The organism is Streptomyces sp. NPDC033177 (assembly GCF_055577715.1).
Genome location: NZ_JBVIPS010000012.1, coordinates 178,145 through 197,576, shown reverse-complemented (window position 1 = coordinate 197,576; position 19,432 = coordinate 178,145). Strand labels below are relative to the sequence as shown.

Genomic DNA, 19,432 nt, shown 5'->3' with positions numbered 1-19,432 from the left:
GTACAGCGAGTACGCATCTCCCGCCCCCGAGCCGCAGCCGCGCAGTACCCCCCGATGCGCAACGCAACGTGAGCAGTGAGCCCCGGACCACTTCGGTCCGGGGCTCACTGCTTTCCGTTTGCTTGTCGGCTTACTTGTCGGCGCGCACCGGGATGTCGAGGACGACCTGCGTGCCGCGCTCCGGGGCCCGCACCATGTCGAAGGTGCCGCCCATCTCGCCCTCGACCAGGGTGCGGACGATCTGCAGGCCGAGGTTGCCCGAGCGGTGCGGGTCGAATCCCTCGGGCAGACCGACGCCGTCGTCCTGAACCGTGATGAGGAGCCGGGCGTCCTTGCTGGTGCCGCCGCGCACGGCGGAGACCTCGACCGTTCCGGTGTCACCTTCCTGAAAGCCGTGCTCCAGGGCGTTCTGCAGGACCTCCGTCAGGACCATCGACAGCGGCGTCGCCACCTCGGCGTCCAGGATGCCGAAGCGTCCGGTGCGGCGGCCGGTGACCTTGCCGGGTGAGATCTCGGCCACCATCGCGAGGACGCGGTCGGCGATCTCGTCGAACTCCACGCGCTCGTCCAGGTTCTGGGACAGCGTCTCGTGCACGATGGCGATGGAGCCCACGCGGCGCACGGCCTCTTCGAGCGCCTCGCGTCCGGTGGCCGAGTCGATCCGCCGCGCCTGGAGGCGCAAAAGGGCCGCGACCGTCTGGAGGTTGTTCTTCACTCGGTGGTGGATCTCCCGGATGGTCGCGTCCTTGGTGATCAACTCCCGCTCGCGTCGGCGCAGTTCGGTGACGTCGCGGAGCAGTACGAGCGAACCGATGCGCGGGCCCTTGGGCTTGAGCGGGATTGCGCGGAGCTGGATCACGCCGTCGCCGCCCTCGATCTCGAACTCGCGGGGCGCCCAGCCGCTCGCGACCTTGGCGAGCGCCTCGTCGACCGGGCCGCGGGACGGGGCGAGTTCGGCGGTCGCCGTGCCGAGGTGGTGGCCGACCAGGTCGGCGGCGAGACCGAGGCGGTGGTACGCGGAGAGCGCGTTCGGCGACGCGTACTGGACGATGCCGTCGGCGTCGAGCCGGAGCAGACCGTCGCCCACGCGCGGGGACGCGTCCATGTCGACCTGCTGGCCGGGGAACGGGAAGGAGCCCGCCGCGATCATCTGGGCCAGGTCGGACGCCGACTGGAGGTAGGTCAGTTCGAGGCGCGAAGGGGTGCGCACCGTGAGCAGGTTCGTGTTGCGGGCGATGACCCCGAGGACGCGTCCTTCCCTGCGTACGGGGATGGACTCGACCCGCACCGGGACCTCTTCGCGCCACTCGGGGTCGCCCTCGCGCACGATGCGGCCCTCGTCGAGAGCGGCGTCGAGCAGCGGGCGGCGGCCGCGCGGGACGAGGTGGCCGACCATGTCGTCCTGGTAGGAGGTGGGGCCGGTGTTCGGCCGCATCTGCGCCACGGAGACATAGCGGGTGCCGTCGCGGGTGGGGACCCACAGCACGAGGTCGGCGAAGGAGAGGTCGGAGAGCAGTTGCCACTCCGAGACCAGCAGATGCAGCCACTCGAGATCGGAGTCACCGAGAGCGGTGTGCTGGCGTACGAGGTCGTTCATGGAGGGCACGTGTGCGAGCGTACCTGGCACGTCCGGCGGGCCCGCTCCGGGAGAATCCCGACGAGCCGCGGCGCCAGGGGCGGGACCCTCAACCCACCCACGGCACCGCAGCCCTTCAGGAACACCGACCACCGGAATGTGCGGTACCAGGCGGCCGGTCTAAGGATCCGACACGGTCAGGGCAGAGAGTGCCGGTTCCTCGGTCCACCCTCCTGTGCGGGGAGGGCGGATGCTTTACCCACGCATTGTGGACTAGACCATTCACCTGTGTCTATGCGTCGGCAGATGTTTGTTGTACCTCGGGCCAGACCCCCATGGCCAGCTCGGCGACCGCCTCAAGATCCTGCCTGCTCGCGCCGTCGCGGGACTGCTGGGACATGCCCTGGAGCACCGCTCCCGTATAGCGGGCCAGGGCGGGGGCGTCGGTCCCCGGGGGGAGCTCGCCTGCGGCGACGGCGGCCTTGATGCGGGACTCGATGCCGCTGATGTTCGCGTTGCGCCGCTCACGCAGGCCGGCCTCGACCTCCGGCGTCGTGCAGTTCGTCGCGGCGCAGATGACCAGGCAGCCGTGCGGGTGGCCGGCCTCCGTGTACTTGTCGGCGGCCTCGTGCAGCATCCGCGCGACTCCGCCGCGGACGGTCGGTTCCTCCGCGAAGGCGCGCTCGCCGAAGGAGCCGTGCGTCTGCCCGTACAGCAGCACGACCTCCTCGAACAGTGACTGCTTGTCACCGAAGGCCGCGTACATGCTGGGGGCGCCGATGCCCATGGCCCGGGTGAGGTCCGTGACCGATGTCGCCTCGTACCCCTGATCCCAGAAGGTGCGCAGGGCCTGCTCCAGGGCGGTCTCGCGGTCGAAGGAGCGGGGGCGGCCGCGCTGTTTCGTCGCCATGGGGTGAATTGTATAGCGGCCGCTAGAAAAACTGCGCCGGGTCCGCTACGGTTCTTTCTGTAACGACCACTAGAGAAATTGGGGGCGGCTCTCATGGGTGCGCTTGCAGGGAAGCTCGCGGGCAGGACGGCGCTGGTCACGGGCGGCAGCCGTGGCATCGGGCGGGGCATCGCCGAGCGGCTGGGGCGGGACGGCGCACGGGTGGCCGTGCACTACGGCAGCAATGAGGTGGCGGCGAAGGAGACGGTCGCGGCCATCGAGGAAGCCGGGGGCTCCGCCTTCGCCCTCGGCGTGGAGTTGGGCGTCCCCGGCGACGCGGAGGCCTTGTGGACGGAGTTCGACCGGCACGCCGACGGCCTGGACATCCTGGTGAACAACGCGGGGATCGGCACGTCCCGCCCCTTCTCCGAGGCGAACGACGCGGAGTACGACCGGCTGTTCGCGGTCAACACCAAGGCCCCGTTCTTCATCACGCAGCTCGGCGAGCGGCGGCTGCGGGACGGCGGGCGGGTCATCAACATCTCGTCGGGCCTCTCGCGCGCCGCGGTCATGCCGGAGATCTTGACGTACGCCATGACCAAGGGCGCCCTGGACGTGTTCACCCGAAATCTGTCCAAGGTCCTCGGCCCCCGGGGCATCACGGTCAACTCGGTGGCACCGGGCATCGTGGACACGGACGTCAACGCCGCCTGGCTGCGCGGCGACGAGAACAAGGAGGCGTGGGCGGGCGCGGCGGCGATGTCGGCGCTCGGCAGGGTCGGCACCCCGGCGGACATAGCCGACGCCGTCGCGTTCCTGGCGTCGGACGACGGGCGCTGGGTCACCGGTCAGTGGCTGGACGTGACGGGAGGGTCGCTGGCGTAGGGGCCGGTCGGTCGGCAGTGGGGGCGGTCGCTCGACGGGCGGGGGGCGGTCGCAGAGCCGAGCATGGGACGCGGGGACTTCGTGCTGCCGGGGCCGAGAACCTGGGCCACGGCGGGTCAGCTCTGCTAGATTGGTCTATACCACATAGTCCAAAGTTCCCCGTGGGCTCTCTCTCCGGGCCCGCGAGTCCCCCCTCCAGATCGGCAGGCCCAGCGTGGAAGTTGTCATCGTCCCGGACGCCAAGGCAGGCGGCGAGCTCATCGCGGAGGCCATGGCCGCCCTGGTGCGCCGTAAGCCTGACGCCCTGCTCGGTGTCGCCACCGGATCCACCCCGCTGCCCATCTACGAAGCCTTGGCCGCCAAGGTCGGCTCCGGTGCCGTGGACGCCTCGCGGGCGCGGATCTGCCAGCTCGACGAGTACGTGGGGCTGCCCGCCGGGCACCCCGAGTCCTACCGATCCGTGGTGCTGCGTGAGGTCGTCGAGCCGCTCGGGCTCAGCGAGAAGTCGTTCATGGGGCCCGACGGCAGCGCGCAGGACGTGCAGGCGGCCTGCGAGGCGTACGACCAGGCGCTCGCGGACGCCGGCGGAGTGGACCTCCAGCTGCTCGGGATCGGCACCGACGGGCACATCGGGTTCAACGAACCGTGTTCCTCGCTCGCCTCGCGCACCCGGATCAAGACGCTGACGGAGCAGACGCGGGTGGACAACGCGCGCTTCTTCGACGGGGACATCGGGCAGGTGCCGCACCACGTGATCACGCAGGGGATCGGGACGATCCTGGAGGCGCGGCATCTGGTGCTGCTCGCCACCGGTGAGGGCAAGGCGGACGCGGTGGCCGCGACGGTGGAGGGGCCCGTGGCCGCGGTGGTGCCGGCCTCGGCTCTGCAGTTGCATCCGCATGCGACGGTCGTCGTGGACGAGGCCGCTGCCTCCAAGCTGAAGCTTGGGGAGTACTTCCGGGCCACGTATGCGGCGAAGCCGGGCTGGCAAGGGCTTTAAGCGGGCCCCTGGGCCTTGCGCGAAGGTGCCGGGGCGCCCCTCTGCTGGGGGCGGCCCGGCACCTTTTTGCTTGTGCCTCACCTGCGGGTGCGTGGGGGCTGAGCGCGCAGTTCCCCGCGCCCCTTGCGGGCCCCCCTACGGGGCGGCCGTGATCACCTCTGCTGCTGCCAGGCCGCAGACTCTTGCCGCGCCGTGGGTGGCGATGTGGAGGGAGCCTGTGGGGGCGGACTTGGGGACGCCCATCTCGACCACGATCGTGTCGGGGCGGGCGGACAGCAGGGTGTCCAGGGCCTCCGCCATCCACGCGTGGCGGTGGGCGTCGCGGACCACGGCCACGATGCGCCGCTCCCCCGCCTCGTTCAGCGCGAGCGCACCCGCGTCCGGGCCGGTGAAGCTGCCCGTCTCGGTGCCCGGGAGGAGGCGGCGCAGCTCCGCGGCCACGCCCCACGGGGTCTCGTCGCCCACCGCGATGTTGGCCATCGGCGTGAAGGCGGCGACGAACGGTGCTTCGGTGAGCGGGGCCGCGTAGGACTCGCCCCGGGTGACCGTCAGGGCGCGGCGGGCCGCGACCAGGCCGATCTCGGTGCCGGGCGCGCCCCCCGAACGCTCGGCCGCGCCCGACACCGAAGTCTCGTGGGCCAGCGCCCGTACGCGCGTGGCCGCGTCGGCGAGGCGCTCCTCGGAGAGCTCGCCCGAGCGGACGGCCCCGACCAGCGCGTCACGGAGGCGCAGGACCGTGTCGTCGTCCGCGAGGCCGCCGCCGACGCAGATCGCGTCGGCGCCCGCGGCGATGGCGAGGACGCTGCCGCGCTCGATGCCGTAGGTGGCGGAGATGGCCTGCATCTCCATGCCGTCCGTGACGATCAGTCCGTCGAAACCGAGTTCCTCGCGCAGGACGCCCGTCAGGACCCGGCGCGAGAGGGTCGCCGGGTACTCCGCGTCCAGCGACGGGACGAGGATGTGGGCGCTCATCACCGCACGCGAGCCCGCGGCGATCGCGGCCCGGAACGGCGCGAGGTCACGCGCCCGCAGCACCTCGGGGTCCACGCCGATGCGCGGCACGTCGTGGTGCGAGTCGACCGCGGTGTCACCGTGCCCCGGGAAGTGCTTGGTGCAGGCGGCGACGCCCGCGGACTGCAGCCCCTCGACGTACGCGGCGGTGTGCCGGGCCACCAGGAGCGGGTCGGAGCCGAAGGACCGTACGCCGATGACGGGGTTGTCCGGGTTGGAGTTGACGTCGGCGGACGGCGCCCAGTTGAGGTTGACGCCGCACGCGGCGAGCCTGCGGCCCAGCTCGGCGGCCACGTCACGGGTGAGTGCCGTGTCGTCGACCGCGCCGAGCGCGTGGTTGCCGGGGAAGGAGGAGCCGGAGCGGACCTCCAGGCGGGTCACGTCACCGCCCTCCTCGTCGATGGCGACCAGGACGTCGTCGCGCTCGGCACGCAACTGGGCCGTCAGGGCGGCCAGTTGTTCGGGCGAGGCGATGTTGCGGCCGAAGAGGCCGACCGAGGCGAGCCCTTCGCCGATCCTGCGGAGCAGCCAGTCCGGCGCGCTGGTCCCGACGAAGCCGGGCTGCAGGACGGTCAGGGCGTCGCGGGTCAGAGTGTCGGTGGGGCTTGTAAGTGTCGTCATATGGCGGTTATCCCTTCACGGCACCGTCGGTCAGACCGCTGACGGCCCTGCGCTGCAGGAAGACGAAGAGGACGAGGATCGGGACGGCGAAGAGCGAGGCGGCGGCCATCGTGGCGCCCCAGTCGTCGCCGAAGGCGGTCTGGAAGCCGGAAAGCCACACCGGGAGCGTCTTGGCCTCCGCCTCCTTGTTCAGGACAAGGACGAGCGGGAATTCGTTCCAGGCGGTGATGAAGCCGAAGAGCGAGGTCGACATCAGGCCGGGTGCGAGCAGCGGCAGGATCACCCGGCGGAACGCCTGCATCCGGGAACAGCCGTCGACCATGGCCGACTCCTCCAGCTCGCGCGGCACCGCGGCGACGAAGCCGCGCAGCGTCAGGAGGGTGAAGGGCAGGATCATCACCATGTAGAAGAGGGTGAGGGGAACCAGGCTGTTCAGCATGTCGGCGTCGCGCACGATGATGTAGATCGCGATGACCATGACTTCCCAGGGCGCCATCTGGGCCAGCATGAAGCCGATGATGAAGCCCTTGCGGCCCTTGAAGCGCATCCGGGCGAGCGCGAACGCCGCCGCGAGGCCGATGATCAGCGAGAAGACCACGGCGAGGAGCGTGACGGTGAGGGAGTTGCCGACCATCGTCCAGAAGTGCTCGGCCTCGATGGCCGTCTTGAAGTGCTCGAACGTCGCGTCGGTCGGGAACCACACGGGGTCTTCGCTGATGATGTCGCCGGTCGGCTTGAAGGCCGTGGCGAACATCCAGTAGACGGGGAAGACGAGGCCGATGAAGAGCACGACGGCCACCGCGTTGGGCCAGATGCGGCCGAACCTCTTCGCAGCAGTACCGGAAGCAGTACCAGGAGCAGTGCGCGTCACAGCTCGTCCTCCTCTTGCTTGAGCACGATCCGCAGGTAGAAGGCGGTCAGGGCCAACAGGATGACGATGGTGAGCAGCGCGATCGCCGCACCCATGCCGAAGTGCTGGTTGCCCATGCCCTCGATGTAGGCGTAGACGGGCAGGATCTCGGTGAGGCGGTCAGGACCGCCCTCGTTGAGGGCCATGACCTGCGCGAATGCCTTGAAGACCCAGATGATCTCCAGGAACGTCGTCGCGTAGAGGAAGGGCCGCAGGTAGGGCATCGTGACATTCGTGAAGCGCTTCCAGGCGCCGGCGCCGTCGAGCGACGCGGCTTCGTAGAGCTCCTTGGGGATCACGGTCGTCGCGGCGTACAGGTTGATCGCCACGAAGGGGACGGACATCCAGACGATGAGGGTGATGACCACGAAGAAGGTGGAGTACTGGGTGCCCATCCAGTCGTAGTCGGCCATCGAGTGCCAGCCGGCCTTGTCCAGGACCCAGTTGACGACGCCGAAGCGCTGGGCGAACAGCCACTGGTAGACGGTCGTCGCCGCGATGACCGGCATCGCCCAGGCGAGCACGAGACCGACCAGGAGGAACGTCCGCATCCGCTTGCCGAGCCGTGCGAGCAGCAGGCCTATCAGGGTGCCGATCAGCATGATCAGTGCGACGTTGATCGCGGTGAAGGCGATCGAGCGGCCCGTGACGCGCCAGAAGTCCTCGCCGCTGAGGACCTCCTTGAAGTTGTCGATCCCGTTCCACTCCGTGAGGTGGAGGATGAACTGCCTCATGTTGAGGTTCTGGAACGACAGGATCCCGTTGTTGACCAGCGGCCAGCCGAGGAACAGCAGGGTGGCCACGAGCGCGGGGAGCAGCAGCAGGTAGGGACCGAACGACCGGGCCCCCGTGCGGGGTCTACCCGGATCCGCCGGCCGTCTGTCCGATTTCAGATCCTCCGTCGGGCCGGAGGGCGGCCGTTCGGTCTGCACGGTCATGCTTCGCCATCTCTTTCGTGGGCATCGCGGAACGCAGCGCTCAGCCGGGGCACCGGGCCCGGGGGCAGTGACACCCCGGGCCCGGAGTCCCCGGCGGGAGCGCGTCCTTACTGCTTCTGCGACAGGCGCTTGTTGAGCTCGCCCTCGACCGACTTGGCGGCCTCGTCGTTGGACTTACCGTTCAGGACCGCGGTCATGTAGTTCTTGATCGGGTTCGGCGGGTTCTCCACCGCGGCCCACTCCGGGATCAGCGGGGTGGTGCCGCCACCGGCGGTCGCGGGGGCCATGGCCTCGGCGGCCGGGTTGCCCTTGAGCTGGGCCTCCAGGGCCTGCTTGTTCGGGATGACGCCGCCTTCCTTGGCGAGCGCACCCTCGAACTTGTCGTTCAGCGCGATCTTCAGGAACTCCTTGGCGAGCTCCTGCTTCTTGCTTGTCGCGGCCACGGCGAGGTTCGAGCCGCCGAGGAAGACGCCTTCGGGCTTGTCGGCGGTGGCGCCGGGAATCGTGAAGTAACCGATGTCCTTCTCGATCTTCGGGTTGGCCTTGATCGCGGTCGCGGCCTCCCAGCTCATGCCGATGAAGGCGCCGGTCTTGCCCTTGGCGAAGACCTCGGCCTGCTGCGGGGTGGCCTCGTCCTTGTTCTTCGGGGCCTCGGAGAGGTCCGCGAACTGCTTGTACGTCTTCATGGCCTTGGCGACCTTGGGGTCGGTCAGGTTGGAGACGTACTTGTCGCCGTCCTTCTTGACCAGTTCGGCGCCCTCACCGATGGTCAGGCCGACGAAGTGGTACCAGTTCTGGCCGGGCAGGTAGATCGGCTCGGCGTCCGTCTTGGACTCGATCGTCTTGAGGTTCTTCAGGAGCTCCGCGCGGGTCTTGGGCGTCTCCTTGATGCCCGCGTCGGCCCAGACCTTCTTGTTGTAGATGACGACACGGTTCAGGACGAACCACGGGGCGGCGTACTGCTTGCCGTCCACGACCGAGGACTCGTTGATCGACTCGGTCCAGTCGGCGCCGACCCCTTCCTTGAGGTCGCTGAGGTCAGCGAGGCCACCGGTCTTGGCGTACGCGGCGGTCTGCGTGTTGCCGATCTCGAAGACGTCCGGCGGGTTCTCCTCGGAGAGGGCCGTGGTCAGCTTCTGCTGGATGCCGTTCCACTGCTGGATCTCGAGATTCAGCTTGGCGCCGGTCTTCTTCTCGAAGGCGGCCTTGACGTCCTTGGTCCAACTGTCGGGCGTGGAGCCGTCCATCGCCCAGAGCGTCAGGGTCTCCCCCTTGAAGCCGTCCGCCCCGGCCTTCTTGTCGTCGCCGTCGTCGCCGCCACAGGCCGCGATCGAGACCAACATGCCCGCGACACCGATGGCCGCTATGAGCTTGCGCTTCACGTCACCCTCCTCAAGGGATGCCAGTCAACCCCCCACCCGCAGCGACCAAATGGACCGAGATCTGCCCGTGGGACTGGAACCTGGTCTTTAATGGTGTAGACCAGTACGGGGAGCTTGGCCTAGACCTTTAGGGGTGTCAAGGGTGTATAAGAAGGGCTCTCAGGTCCGTTATCGGACCGACACCTGAGCGGGCGCAGTAGGCCCGGCCCGGTACGTGCCACGATGTGAGCCGCGACAGACGGAGGAGCCGGTGACGGCAGCAGGAAGGCGGGCCATGGGCACCGAGGCGGGGAGTACGGAAACCGAGGCGGGCACGTCCCCGGCCCCGGAGACCGGCGCGGCCGCGGCAGTCGGCCGCACCGCGCGCGTGCCCAAGTACTACCGCCTGAAGCGGCACTTGCTCGACATGACGGAGACCCTGCCGCCCGGCACCCCGGTCCCGCCCGAGCGCACGCTGGCCGCCGAGTTCGACACCTCGCGCACGACGGTCCGCCAGGCCTTGCAGGAGCTGGTCGTCGAAGGCCGCCTGGAGCGGATCCAGGGCAAGGGCACCTTCGTGGCCAAGCCAAAGGTCTCCCAGGCGCTGCAACTCACCTCGTACACCGAGGACATGCGGGCCCAGGGCCTCGAACCCACCTCGCAGCTCCTGGACATCGGGTACATCACCGCGGACGACACCCTCGCCGGACTGCTCGACATCAGCACGGGCGGCCGGGTCCTGAGGATCGAGCGCCTGCGCCTCGCCAACGGCGAGGCGATGGCCATCGAGACGACGCACCTCTCCGCCAAGCGCTTCCCGGCGCTGCGCCGCTCCCTGGTGAAGTACACCTCGCTCTACACCGCGCTCGCCGAGGTGTACGACGTCCACCTCGCGGAGGCCGAGGAGACCATCGAGACCTCGCTCGCCACCCCGCGCGAGGCCGGCCTGCTCGGCACGGACGTGGGCCTGCCGATGCTGCTCCTGTCACGGCACTCCCTGGACGGCGGCGGCCAGCCGGTGGAGTGGGTCCGCTCGGTCTACCGCGGCGACCGCTACAAGTTCGTGGCCCGCCTCAAGCGCCCCACGGACTGACCCGCTCCCCTTCAAGAACCCTTCCGGGGTCTGGCGCAGATCACCGCGCTGCTCTACGTTCCTCCCGTCATCGCATGATGAACGGGAGGACGACCCGGTGCGCACAGCGAATCCCCGAACGATCGTCATCTGGACCCTCGTCGCGCTGGTGGGCGCCGCGGGCTGGACGGTGCTCGCGCTCTCGCGCGACGAGGAGGTGTCGGCGGCCTGGATGGTGGCCGCGGCCCTCGGCTCGTACGCGATCGCCTATCGCTTCTACTCCAAGTTCATCGTCAACCGCGTACTGAAGGTCGACAAGAAGCGGGCCACCCCGGCGGAACGCCTGGACAACGGCATCGACTTCCACCCGACCGACCGCCGCGTCCTGCTCGGCCACCACTTCGCGGCGATCGCGGGCGCGGGGCCGCTGGTGGGACCCGTGCTCGCCGCGCAGATGGGCTACCTGCCGGGCACCATCTGGATCATCGTCGGCGTGATCTTCGCGGGCGCCGTGCAGGACATGGTCGTCCTCTTCTTCTCCACGCGGCGCGACGGAAAGTCGCTCGGGCAGATGGCGCGCGAGGAGATCGGCCCCTTCGGCGGGGCCGCCGCGCTGCTCGCCGCGTTCGCCATCATGATCGTCCTGCTCGGGGTGCTCGCCCTCGTCGTCGTCAACGCGCTCGCGGACTCTCCGTGGGGCACCTTCTCCATCGCGATGACCATTCCGATCGCGCTGTTCATGGGCTTCTACCTGCGCATCCTGCGTCCAAGGCGGGTCAGCGAGGTGTCCCTCATCGGGATCACGCTGCTGCTCCTCGCGCTCGTCGCCGGGCGCTGGGTCGCCGAGTCGTCGCTCGCGGAGACCTTCACCCTGGCGCCTTCGACGCTGGTCATCTGGCTGGTGGCGTACGGGTTCATCGCCTCGATCCTGCCGGTGTGGATGCTGCTCGCGCCGCGCGACTACCTCTCCACGTTCATGAAGATCGGCACGATCCTGCTGCTCGCGCTCGGCGTCGTCATCACGCTGCCGACGATGAAAATGGACCCGGTGACCGACTTCGCCTCACGCGGCGACGGGCCCGTCTTCGCGGGGTCGCTCTTCCCGTTCGTCTTCATCACCATCGCCTGCGGGGCCCTGTCCGGCTTCCACGCGCTGATCTCGTCGGGCACCACTCCGAAGATGGTCCAGAAGGAGACGCAGATCCGGATGATCGGCTACGGCTCCATGCTCATGGAGTCGTCGGTCGCGGTCATGGCGCTCGTCGCGGCGAGCGTCATCGACCCCGGGCTTTACTTCGCGATGAACGCGCCCGCGGGCGTCATCGGGGACAACGTCCAGGCCGCGAGCCAGGCGGTCGCGAACTTCGGGTACTCCATCTCCCCCGAGGACCTTGCGCAGGCCGCCAAGAACGTCGAGGAGTCCTCGCTGCTCTCGCGCACCGGCGGCGCGCCCACGCTCGCGGTCGGTGTCTCCGAGATCTTCTCCAAGGTCACCGGCGGCTCCATGAAGGCGTTCTGGTACCACTTCGCGATCATGTTTGAGGCGCTGTTCATCCTCACCGCACTCGACGCGGGCACGCGCGTGGGCCGGTTCATGCTGCAGGACATGCTCGGGAACGTCTACAAGCCCTTCAAGAACGTCAGCTGGAAGCCCGGTCTCATCATCACGAGCGCGGTCGTCACCGGCCTGTGGGGCTACTTCCTGTGGGTGGGCGTGCACGAGCCGCTCGGCGGGATCAACCAGCTCTTCCCGATCTTCGGCATCTCCAACCAGCTCCTCGCCGCGGTCGCGCTCGCCGTCTGCACGACGCTCCTGGTGAAGTCCGGTCGCCTCAAGTGGGCCTGGATCACCGGGGTCCCGCTCGCCTGGGACGCAACGGTGACGCTCACCGCGAGCTGGCAGAAGGTGTTCTCCAGCGACCCGCGTGTGGGCTTCTTCCAGCAGCGCTCGAACTACCAGGACGCGATCGACGAAGGAAAGATCCTGCCGCCCGCCAAGACCATGGACGACATGCACACCGTCGTCACCAACTCCACGGTGGACGGCGTCCTTTCGGCCGCGCTCGCCCTGCTCATCGTCATCGTGATCGCGGACGCGGCCCGGATCTGCGTCAAGCACATCCGCAACCCGCAGGCGTCGAAACTGAGCGAGGCCGAGTACGTGGAGTCGAAGTTGACCGCGCCGGCCGGGCTCATCGCGACACCGGAGGAGAAGGCCGAACTGGCGGCGGCGAAGGCCAGGTCCTCCGACGACGCGCAGGTCCCGTCATGACGTGGGTGCTGCGCGGCCTGCGCTGGGTGCGGTGGTACGCGCGGGAGTTGACCGATGAGTCCGCGTACGACCGCTATGTGGAGCACGCGCAGAGGACACATCCCGGGGCATCCGTCCCCTCCCGGAGGGAGTTCGAGCGAATGCGGACGGACCGCCAGGAGTCCGACCCCAGGCAGGGGTTCCGCTGCTGCTGAACCCGTGCTGAGCCCGCGCTGAGCAGGCACATCGATGCGTCCGCTATCCGGACGGGGGTTCCATAGATCAATCCTCTCGCTTAGATTTCCCGCACGTTAAAGGTGGGATAAGCGAGGGAGCGGAGCCGCGAAGTGTCAGATGCGCCTGAAGTGAGCAGACCGGTGATCACGCCGGTCCGCGTGGTCGTTGCCCTCTGTCTCGTCGCGCCGTTCGTGGCGATGCTCTGGGTGAGCTCCTACGCGAAGATCGAACCGACCTTCATCGGCATCCCGTTCTTCTACTGGTACCAGATGCTGTGGGTGGTCATCTCCACCGCTCTCACCATGATCGCCTACAAGCTGTGGCAGCGTGACCAGCGCGCCCGCAAGGCCGAGCAGGCCCAGGGGGGTGCGACCCGATGAACGTGCTCGCAGCGGACACCGGCGGCGTCAACGGCATAGCGCTCGCCGTCTTCATCTTCTTCTTCGCCGCCGTCACGGCGATGGGCTTCCTGGCCGCGCGCTGGCGCAAGGCCGAGACCGAGAGCCTGGACGAATGGGGCCTTGGCGGCCGGTCGTTCGGCACCTGGGTCACGTGGTTCCTGCTCGGCGGCGACCTCTACACCGCGTACACCTTCGTGGCCGTTCCGGCTGCGATCTACGCGGCGGGCGCGGCCGGCTTCTTCGCGGTGCCGTACACGATCCTTGTCTACCCGCTGATCTTCACCTTCCTGCCGCGCCTGTGGTCCGTCTCGCACAAGCACGGATACGTGACGACCTCCGACTTCGTGCGCGGGCGCTTCGGCTCCAAGGGGCTCTCGCTGGCCGTCGCGGTCACCGGCATCCTCGCCACGATGCCGTACATCGCGCTCCAACTGGTCGGCATCCAGGCCGTCCTCGACGTGATGGGCGTCGGCGGCGGCCCGGACACGAATTGGTTCATCAAGGACCTGCCGCTCCTGATCGCGTTCGCGGTGCTCGCCGCGTACACGTACTCCTCGGGCCTGCGCGCGCCCGCGCTGATCGCGTTCGTGAAGGACGGCCTGATCTATCTCGTCATCGCCGTCGCGATCATCTACATCCCGATCAAGCTCGGCGGCTTCGACGAGATCTTCCAGGCGGCCGGCGACAAGTTCTCGTCGGCGAACGAGGCCGCGGGCAAGCCCGTCGCGGGTCTCGCGCCGGGCGAGGCCGGACAGTGGACGTACGCCACGCTGGCGCTCGGCTCCGCGCTCGCGCTGTTCATGTACCCGCACTCGATCACGGCGACGCTCTCCTCCAAGAGCCGCAACGTGATCCGCCGCAACACCACGATCCTGCCGCTCTACTCGCTGATGCTGGGGCTGCTCGCGCTGCTCGGCTTCATGGCGATCGCGGCCGGGGTCAAGGTGGAGAACGGCCAGCTGGCGATCCCGCAGCTGTTCGAGAACATGTTCCCCGACTGGTTCACCGGCGTCGCGTTCGCGGCGATCGGCATCGGCGCGCTCGTCCCGGCCGCCATCATGTCCATCGCGGCAGCGAACCTGTTCACCAGGAACATCTACAAGGACTTCATCAAGCCGGACGCGACACCCGCGCAGGAGACCAAGGTCTCCAAGCTGGTCTCGCTCCTGGTGAAGGTCGGCGCGCTCGCCTTCGTCCTCACCATGGACAAGACAGTCGCGATCAACTTCCAGCTCCTGGGCGGCATCTGGATCCTGCAGACCATGCCCGCGCTCGTCGGCGGCCTGTTCACGCGGTGGTTCCACCGCTGGGCGCTGCTCGCGGGCTGGGCAGTCGGCATGGTCTACGGCACGGCTGCCGCGTACGGTGTCGCCTCGCCCACGCAGAAGCACTTCGGCGGCTCGTCCGACGAGATCCCCGGCATCGGCGAGATCGGCTACATCGGCCTCACGGCGTTCGTCCTGAACGTGGTGGTCACCGTGGTCATGACCTTCGTCCTGCGCGCCATGAAGGCCCCTGACGGGATCGACGAGACGTCTCCCGGCGACTACACGGCGGACGCGGGCGACCCCGGCGTCGTGGAGGAGCTGCCGCCGGCCACGGCGGGAGCGCCGGGCGGGCACTGAGGTTCTTCGTACGCAGGTGAGCGCGGGTCGTCGGATTCCTCCGGCGGCCCGCGCTCACGTACGGCCTCACGGGGCCGTGTAGAGCTCCGTGCGGACCCGTTCCACCGCCCGGGCCGCCGAGGTGATCGTCAGGTCCTTGTCGGGGCCCGCGTCCACCAGCACGAGCACCCCACCGACCCGCACCTCGGCCTTGTAGTACGGGGTTTCACCGCCGTGGTCGTCGCCGCCCTCGGTCCGCGTGGTCTCCAGGATCGCCTCGTCGCCCAGGTCCGGCAGCTCCTCCACCGTGTGCTGCTCCACCACCGGGGCCGCGTCGGTGTCGACGGTGACCCGGGGGCATGCCTCGTGAAGATCGCGGCGCAGCGCGACGTGGCGCCCCGCCTGCCCGGCCGGCATCGAGACCAGGCTCTGGGAGACGAAGGGGTCCCCCTCGTCGGCCATCGCCCCGGGGAAGGGGCGGATCGAGTGGCCTGCGCTCGCCCCGCGCATGGCGAACAGCTCTTCGCGGGCCTTCCTGCCGGGCTCGCAGGTGCCCCAGTCACCGCCCCCGTAGTGCTGGTTGAACGACCCCGTGGTGGCGTTGACCGTCTCGGCCCGCGCACCGACCGTCTTCGCGGGCAGCAGCGCGGCCTTCAGCTCGGCGTCCGTGAAGACCTTGCGGGGATCCGCGTCACCGTCGACACCGGCCGCCGCGGCCGGCCCCGGGGTCCGCGTAGGCTTCGTCCTCGCCTCCTCGCCGGCGTCCCCGCACCCGGCGAGCAGCATCAGCAACACCGCGGCACAGCCCGCTCCCCGCCCTCGCACGGCACCTCCCCCTGGACGCCCATCAGTTCGACCGCCACCCTAGGGGATACACGTGCCGACACAAGATATGGGGCTGCCGCTCAGAGCCAGCACAAGATGTATGCTCGTGCTCGCTGTCGCCGCAGGGGAATCCGGTGCAAGTCCGGAACTGTCCCGCAACGGTGTATGAGTGCGCATTTGTCGCGCTCGCAAGTCCGAAGACCTGTCGACAGTGTGCCCGTTCCGACCGGTCCGGGTGCCGACGACGTCCGGGCCTCGTGGAATGGGCTGGTGGACGCGGAGCGCAGCCCTGCCCAGGGGCCGGCCCCCGTGTGTTCACTCACCCCTCCCCAAGGCTCCGAGCCGAGCGAGGGAGTGCTCCGTGACCATCGCGCCAGCCGAACCTGCGTCAGCGCAGACCACCGACGGTCAGCAGACCGCCGACGGCCCAGGAACCGCGCTGCTGCGTACCCTGACCGACCTCACCGCCGACCTCCCCGACGCCGACCCCGGCCGGGTCGCCGCAGCCGCGCTGCGGGGCCGCTCGGCCAGGGCGGATCTGGCGGAGCTGCGGGAGCTGGCGACCGAGGCCGCGGCCGGCCTCATCTCCGAGGACCCGACGTACTCGCAGCTGGCGGCCAGGCTCCTCAGCCTCAGCATCCGTGACGAGGCCGCGTCGCAGGGCGTGCGCAGCTTCTCCGACTCGGTCGCCATCGGGCACCGCGAGGGCCTGATCGCGGACCGCACCGCCACGTTCGTCACCGACCACGCCGAGCGTCTGGACGGCCTCGTGGAGGCGGCACTGGCGGACGGCGCCGACTTCCGCTTCGGATACTTCGGCCTGCGCACCCTGCACAGCCGCTATCTCCTGCGCCACCCGATCACCCGGCACGTCATCGAGACCCCGCAGCACTTCATGCTGCGCGTCGCGAGCGGCCTCGCAGAGGACGGCTCCGCGCGCTCGGTGGACGAAGTCGCCGCCCTGTACCGCCTGATGAGCCGCCTGGACTACCTGCCGTCATCGCCGACGCTCTTCAACTCCGGCACCCGGCACCCGCAGATGTCCTCCTGCTACCTCCTCGACTCCCCGCTGGACGAGCTGGACTCCATCTACGGCCGCTACCACCAGGTCGCGCGCCTCTCCAAGCACGCGGGCGGCATCGGCCTCTCGTACTCCCGCATCCGCGCCCGCGGTTCGCTGATCCGCGGCACGAACGGGCACTCCAACGGCATCGTGCCGTTCCTGAAGACCCTGGACGCCTCCGTCGCCGCCGTGAACCAGGGCGGCCGTCGCAAGGGCGCCGCCGCGGTCTACCTGGAGACGTGGCACTCCGACATCGAGGAGTTCCTGGAGCTGCGCGACAACACCGGCGAGGACGCGCGCCGCACGCACAACCTCAACCTCGCGCACTGGATCCCGGACGAGTTCATGCGCCGGGTCGCCGCCGACCAGGACTGGTCGCTGTTCTCCCCGGCTGATGTCCCGGAGCTCGTCGACCTGTGGGGTGATGAGTTCGACGCCGCCTACCGCACGGCCGAGGCCGCCGGGCTCGCCCGCAAGACCATCCCGGCCCGCGAGCTGTACGGCCGCATGATGCGCACCCTGGCGCAGACCGGCAACGGCTGGATGACGTTCAAGGACGCCGCCAACCGCACCGCCAACCAGACGGCGGAGCCCGGCCACACCGTCCACTCCTCCAACCTCTGCACGGAGATCCTGGAGGTCACGGACGACGGCGAGACGGCCGTCTGCAACCTCGGCTCGGTGAACCTCGGCGCGTTCGTGGACACGGCCGCCGGTGACATCGACTGGCAGCGGCTCGACGAGACCGTCCGTACCGCCGTCACCTTCCTCGACCGCGTGGTCGACATCAACTTCTACCCGACCGAGCAGGCCGGGAAGTCCAACGCCCGCTGGCGTCCGGTGGGCCTCGGCGCGATGGGCCTGCAAGACGTCTTCTTCCAGCTGAAGCTGCCCTTCGACTCCCCCGCCGCGCGTGCCCTCTCGACGCGCATCGCCGAGCGCATCATGCTCGCCGCGTACGAGGCGTCCGCCGACCTCGCCGAGCGCAACGGGCCCCTGCCCGCCTGGGAGAAGACCCGCACCGCGCGCGGCGTCCTGCACCCCGACCACTACGGCGTCGAGCTGACCTGGCCGGAGCGCTGGGCCGCGCTGCGGGAACGTATCGCCGTGACCGGCATGCGCAACTCGCTCCTGCTCGCCATCGCGCCGACCGCCACGATCGCGTCCATCGCGGGCGTGTACGAGTGCATCGAGCCGCAGGTCTCCAACCTCTTCAAGCGCGAGACGCTGAGCGGCGAGTTCCTCCAGGTCAACGCCTACTTGGTCCAGGAGCTGAAACGGCTCGGCGTCTGGGACGCACAGACCCGCGAGGCGTTGCGCGAGTCCAGCGGCTCCGTGCAGGGCTTCAGCTGGATCCCCGCCGAGGTGCGCGAGCTCTACCGCACCGCGTGGGAGATCCCGCAGCGCGGCCTGATCGACATGGCAGCCGCGCGCACGCCGTTCCTGGACCAGGCGCAGTCCCTGAACCTGTTCCTGGAGACGCCGACCATCGGCAAGCTCTCCTCGATGTACGCGTACGCCTGGCAGCAGGGCCTGAAGACCACGTACTACCTGCGTTCGCGCCCGGCGACCCGCATCGCCCGCGCCGCGGCCGGCAAGACCGCCGAGCCCGTCCCCGTACCCGCCCAGGTCACGGCCGAAGACGCCGTCGCCTGCTCCCTGGAAAACCCCGAGTCCTGCGAGGCCTGCCAGTAATGAGCTCCACCACCAACGCCGAGAAGAACCTCCTCGACCCGGGCTTCGAGCTGACCCTGCGTCCCATGCGCTACCCCGACTTCTACGAGCGCTACCGGGACGCGATCAAGAACACCTGGACCGTCGAGGAGGTCGACCTCCACTCGGACGTCGCCGACCTGGCGAAGCTGTCCCCGGGCGAGCAGCACATGATCGGCCGCCTGGTCGCGTTCTTCGCGACCGGCGACTCGATCGTCTCCAACAACCTCGTGCTCACCCTCTACAAGCACATCAACTCCCCCGAGGCGCGGCTCTACTTGAGCCGCCAGCTCTTCGAGGAGGCCGTGCACGTCCAGTTCTATCTGACGCTGCTCGACACCTATCTGCCCGACCCGGAGGACCGCGCCGCGGCCTTCGACGCGGTCGAGGAGATCCCCTCCATCCGCGAGAAGGCCGAGTTCTGCTTCAAGTGGATGGACTCCGTCGAGAAGATGGACCGGCTGGAGTCGAAGTCCGACCGGCGCCGCTTCCTGCTGAACCTGATCTGCTTCGCCGCGTGCATCGAGGGGCTCTTCTTCTACGGCGCCTTCGCCTACGTCTATTGGTTCCGCTCGCGCGGTCTGCTGCACGGCCTGGCCACCGGCACCAACTGGGTGTTCCGTGACGAGACGATGCACATGAGCTTCGCCTTCGACGTCGTCGACACCGTCCGCAAGGAGGAGCCGGAGCTCTTCGACGACGCGCTGCAGACGCAGGTCACAGACATGCTCAAGGAGGCCGTCGAGGCCGAGCTGCAGTTCGCGCGCGACCTGTGCGGCGAGGGCCTGCCCGGCATGAACACCGACTCCATGCGCGAGTACCTGCAGTGTGTCGCCGACCAGCGGCTCCAGCGGCTCGGCTTCGCGCCGGTCTACGGTTCCTCAAACCCGTTCTCGTTCATGGAACTCCAGGGTGTCCAGGAGCTGACCAACTTCTTCGAGCGGCGCCCTTCGGCCTACCAGGTCGCGGTCGAGGGTTCGGTCTCCTTCGACGACGAGTTCTAGTCCGGCCGGTTGCCGCGGGCTGCGTGGGGCACGGGGGGCCTCTCGCAGCCCGCGGTCGATCCGGCGGTCGT

General features: G+C 69.1%; 16 protein-coding genes and 1 riboswitch. Of the genes, 9 read left to right on the top strand and 7 right to left on the bottom strand.

What is annotated here, in order from left to right; genetic code table 11:
• Nucleotides 1-130 precede the first annotated feature (130 nt).
• On the bottom strand, nucleotides 131-1,597 hold the full coding sequence (locus tag ACZ5U5_RS35600; protein WP_451207422.1) for a sensor histidine kinase: 1,467 nt from the start codon (nucleotides 1,595-1,597) through the stop codon (nucleotides 131-133).
• Between the two features lie 271 nt (nucleotides 1,598-1,868).
• Complete coding sequence (locus ACZ5U5_RS35595) at nucleotides 1,869-2,486, bottom strand: TetR/AcrR family transcriptional regulator (RefSeq protein ID WP_469030209.1); 618 nt, start codon at nucleotides 2,484-2,486, stop codon at nucleotides 1,869-1,871.
• Between the two features lie 93 nt (nucleotides 2,487-2,579).
• On the opposite strand from ACZ5U5_RS35595, the gene ACZ5U5_RS35590 reads away from it, so the two are divergent.
• Nucleotides 2,580-3,350, top strand: a complete 771-nt coding sequence (locus ACZ5U5_RS35590; RefSeq protein ID WP_469030207.1) for an SDR family oxidoreductase — start codon at nucleotides 2,580-2,582, stop codon at nucleotides 3,348-3,350.
• Between the two features lie 214 nt (nucleotides 3,351-3,564).
• On the top strand, nucleotides 3,565-4,350 hold the full coding sequence (gene nagB / locus ACZ5U5_RS35585) for a glucosamine-6-phosphate deaminase (protein ID WP_469030204.1): 786 nt from the start codon (nucleotides 3,565-3,567) through the stop codon (nucleotides 4,348-4,350).
• Between the two features lie 135 nt (nucleotides 4,351-4,485).
• On the opposite strand, the gene ACZ5U5_RS35580 is transcribed toward nagB, so the two are convergent.
• From ACZ5U5_RS35580 to ACZ5U5_RS35565, 4 genes are all read right to left on the bottom strand, one after another.
• A complete protein-coding gene (locus tag ACZ5U5_RS35580) occupies nucleotides 4,486-5,982 on the bottom strand; it encodes a glycoside hydrolase family 3 protein (protein WP_469030201.1) in 1,497 nt (498 codons plus the stop codon).
• A gap of 7 nt (nucleotides 5,983-5,989) precedes the next feature.
• Complete coding sequence (locus ACZ5U5_RS35575; RefSeq protein WP_469030630.1) at nucleotides 5,990-6,796, bottom strand: carbohydrate ABC transporter permease; 807 nt, start codon at nucleotides 6,794-6,796, stop codon at nucleotides 5,990-5,992.
• Between the two features lie 53 nt (nucleotides 6,797-6,849).
• On the bottom strand, nucleotides 6,850-7,830 hold the full coding sequence (locus ACZ5U5_RS35570) for a carbohydrate ABC transporter permease (RefSeq protein WP_469030199.1): 981 nt from the start codon (nucleotides 7,828-7,830) through the stop codon (nucleotides 6,850-6,852).
• Nucleotides 7,831-7,937: 107 nt separating this feature from the next.
• Nucleotides 7,938-9,212, bottom strand: coding sequence for an extracellular solute-binding protein (locus ACZ5U5_RS35565; protein WP_469030196.1), 1,275 nt, complete (start codon nucleotides 9,210-9,212; stop codon nucleotides 7,938-7,940).
• A gap of 274 nt (nucleotides 9,213-9,486) precedes the next feature.
• Between ACZ5U5_RS35565 and ACZ5U5_RS35560 the strand changes: the two genes are divergently transcribed.
• The 5 genes from ACZ5U5_RS35560 to mctP all read left to right on the top strand — a co-directional run bounded on the left by ACZ5U5_RS35560 (nucleotide 9,487) and on the right by mctP (nucleotide 14,777).
• The gene (locus tag ACZ5U5_RS35560; RefSeq protein ID WP_451207427.1) at nucleotides 9,487-10,284 is read left to right on the top strand and encodes a GntR family transcriptional regulator; all 798 of its coding nucleotides are present in this window, start codon (nucleotides 9,487-9,489) and stop codon (nucleotides 10,282-10,284) included.
• 97 nt (nucleotides 10,285-10,381) lie between these two features.
• Nucleotides 10,382-12,535 (top strand): carbon starvation CstA family protein, encoded by a 2,154-nt coding sequence (locus tag ACZ5U5_RS35555; protein WP_469030194.1) that lies wholly within the window; start codon nucleotides 10,382-10,384, stop codon nucleotides 12,533-12,535.
• Complete coding sequence (locus ACZ5U5_RS35550; protein ID WP_367044888.1) at nucleotides 12,532-12,729, top strand: YbdD/YjiX family protein; 198 nt, start codon at nucleotides 12,532-12,534, stop codon at nucleotides 12,727-12,729. The genes ACZ5U5_RS35555 and ACZ5U5_RS35550 overlap by 4 nt, the downstream gene beginning before the upstream one ends.
• Before the next feature lie 132 nt (nucleotides 12,730-12,861).
• On the top strand, nucleotides 12,862-13,131 hold the full coding sequence (locus ACZ5U5_RS35545; protein ID WP_469030191.1) for a DUF3311 domain-containing protein: 270 nt from the start codon (nucleotides 12,862-12,864) through the stop codon (nucleotides 13,129-13,131).
• A complete protein-coding gene (gene mctP / locus ACZ5U5_RS35540) occupies nucleotides 13,128-14,777 on the top strand; it encodes a monocarboxylate uptake permease MctP (protein ID WP_469030188.1) in 1,650 nt (549 codons plus the stop codon). Before ACZ5U5_RS35545 ends, mctP begins: the two co-directional genes overlap by 4 nt.
• A gap of 66 nt (nucleotides 14,778-14,843) precedes the next feature.
• Here the strand turns inward: mctP and ACZ5U5_RS35535 are convergent, their stop codons facing one another.
• Entirely contained in the window at nucleotides 14,844-15,581 is a 738-nt protein-coding gene (locus ACZ5U5_RS35535; RefSeq protein WP_469030186.1) for a hypothetical protein, read from the bottom strand.
• A 100-nt stretch (nucleotides 15,582-15,681) separates the two neighbouring features.
• Nucleotides 15,682-15,805, top strand: a riboswitch (cobalamin riboswitch).
• 137 nt (nucleotides 15,806-15,942) lie between these two features.
• On the opposite strand from ACZ5U5_RS35535, the gene ACZ5U5_RS35530 reads away from it, so the two are divergent.
• Nucleotides 15,943-18,339, top strand: coding sequence for a ribonucleoside-diphosphate reductase subunit alpha (locus ACZ5U5_RS35530; protein WP_469030184.1), 2,397 nt, complete (start codon nucleotides 15,943-15,945; stop codon nucleotides 18,337-18,339).
• Nucleotides 18,339-19,361, top strand: coding sequence for a ribonucleotide-diphosphate reductase subunit beta (locus ACZ5U5_RS35525; protein WP_469030181.1), 1,023 nt, complete (start codon nucleotides 18,339-18,341; stop codon nucleotides 19,359-19,361). The genes ACZ5U5_RS35530 and ACZ5U5_RS35525 overlap by 1 nt, the downstream gene beginning before the upstream one ends.
• Nucleotides 19,362-19,432 lie beyond the last annotated feature (71 nt).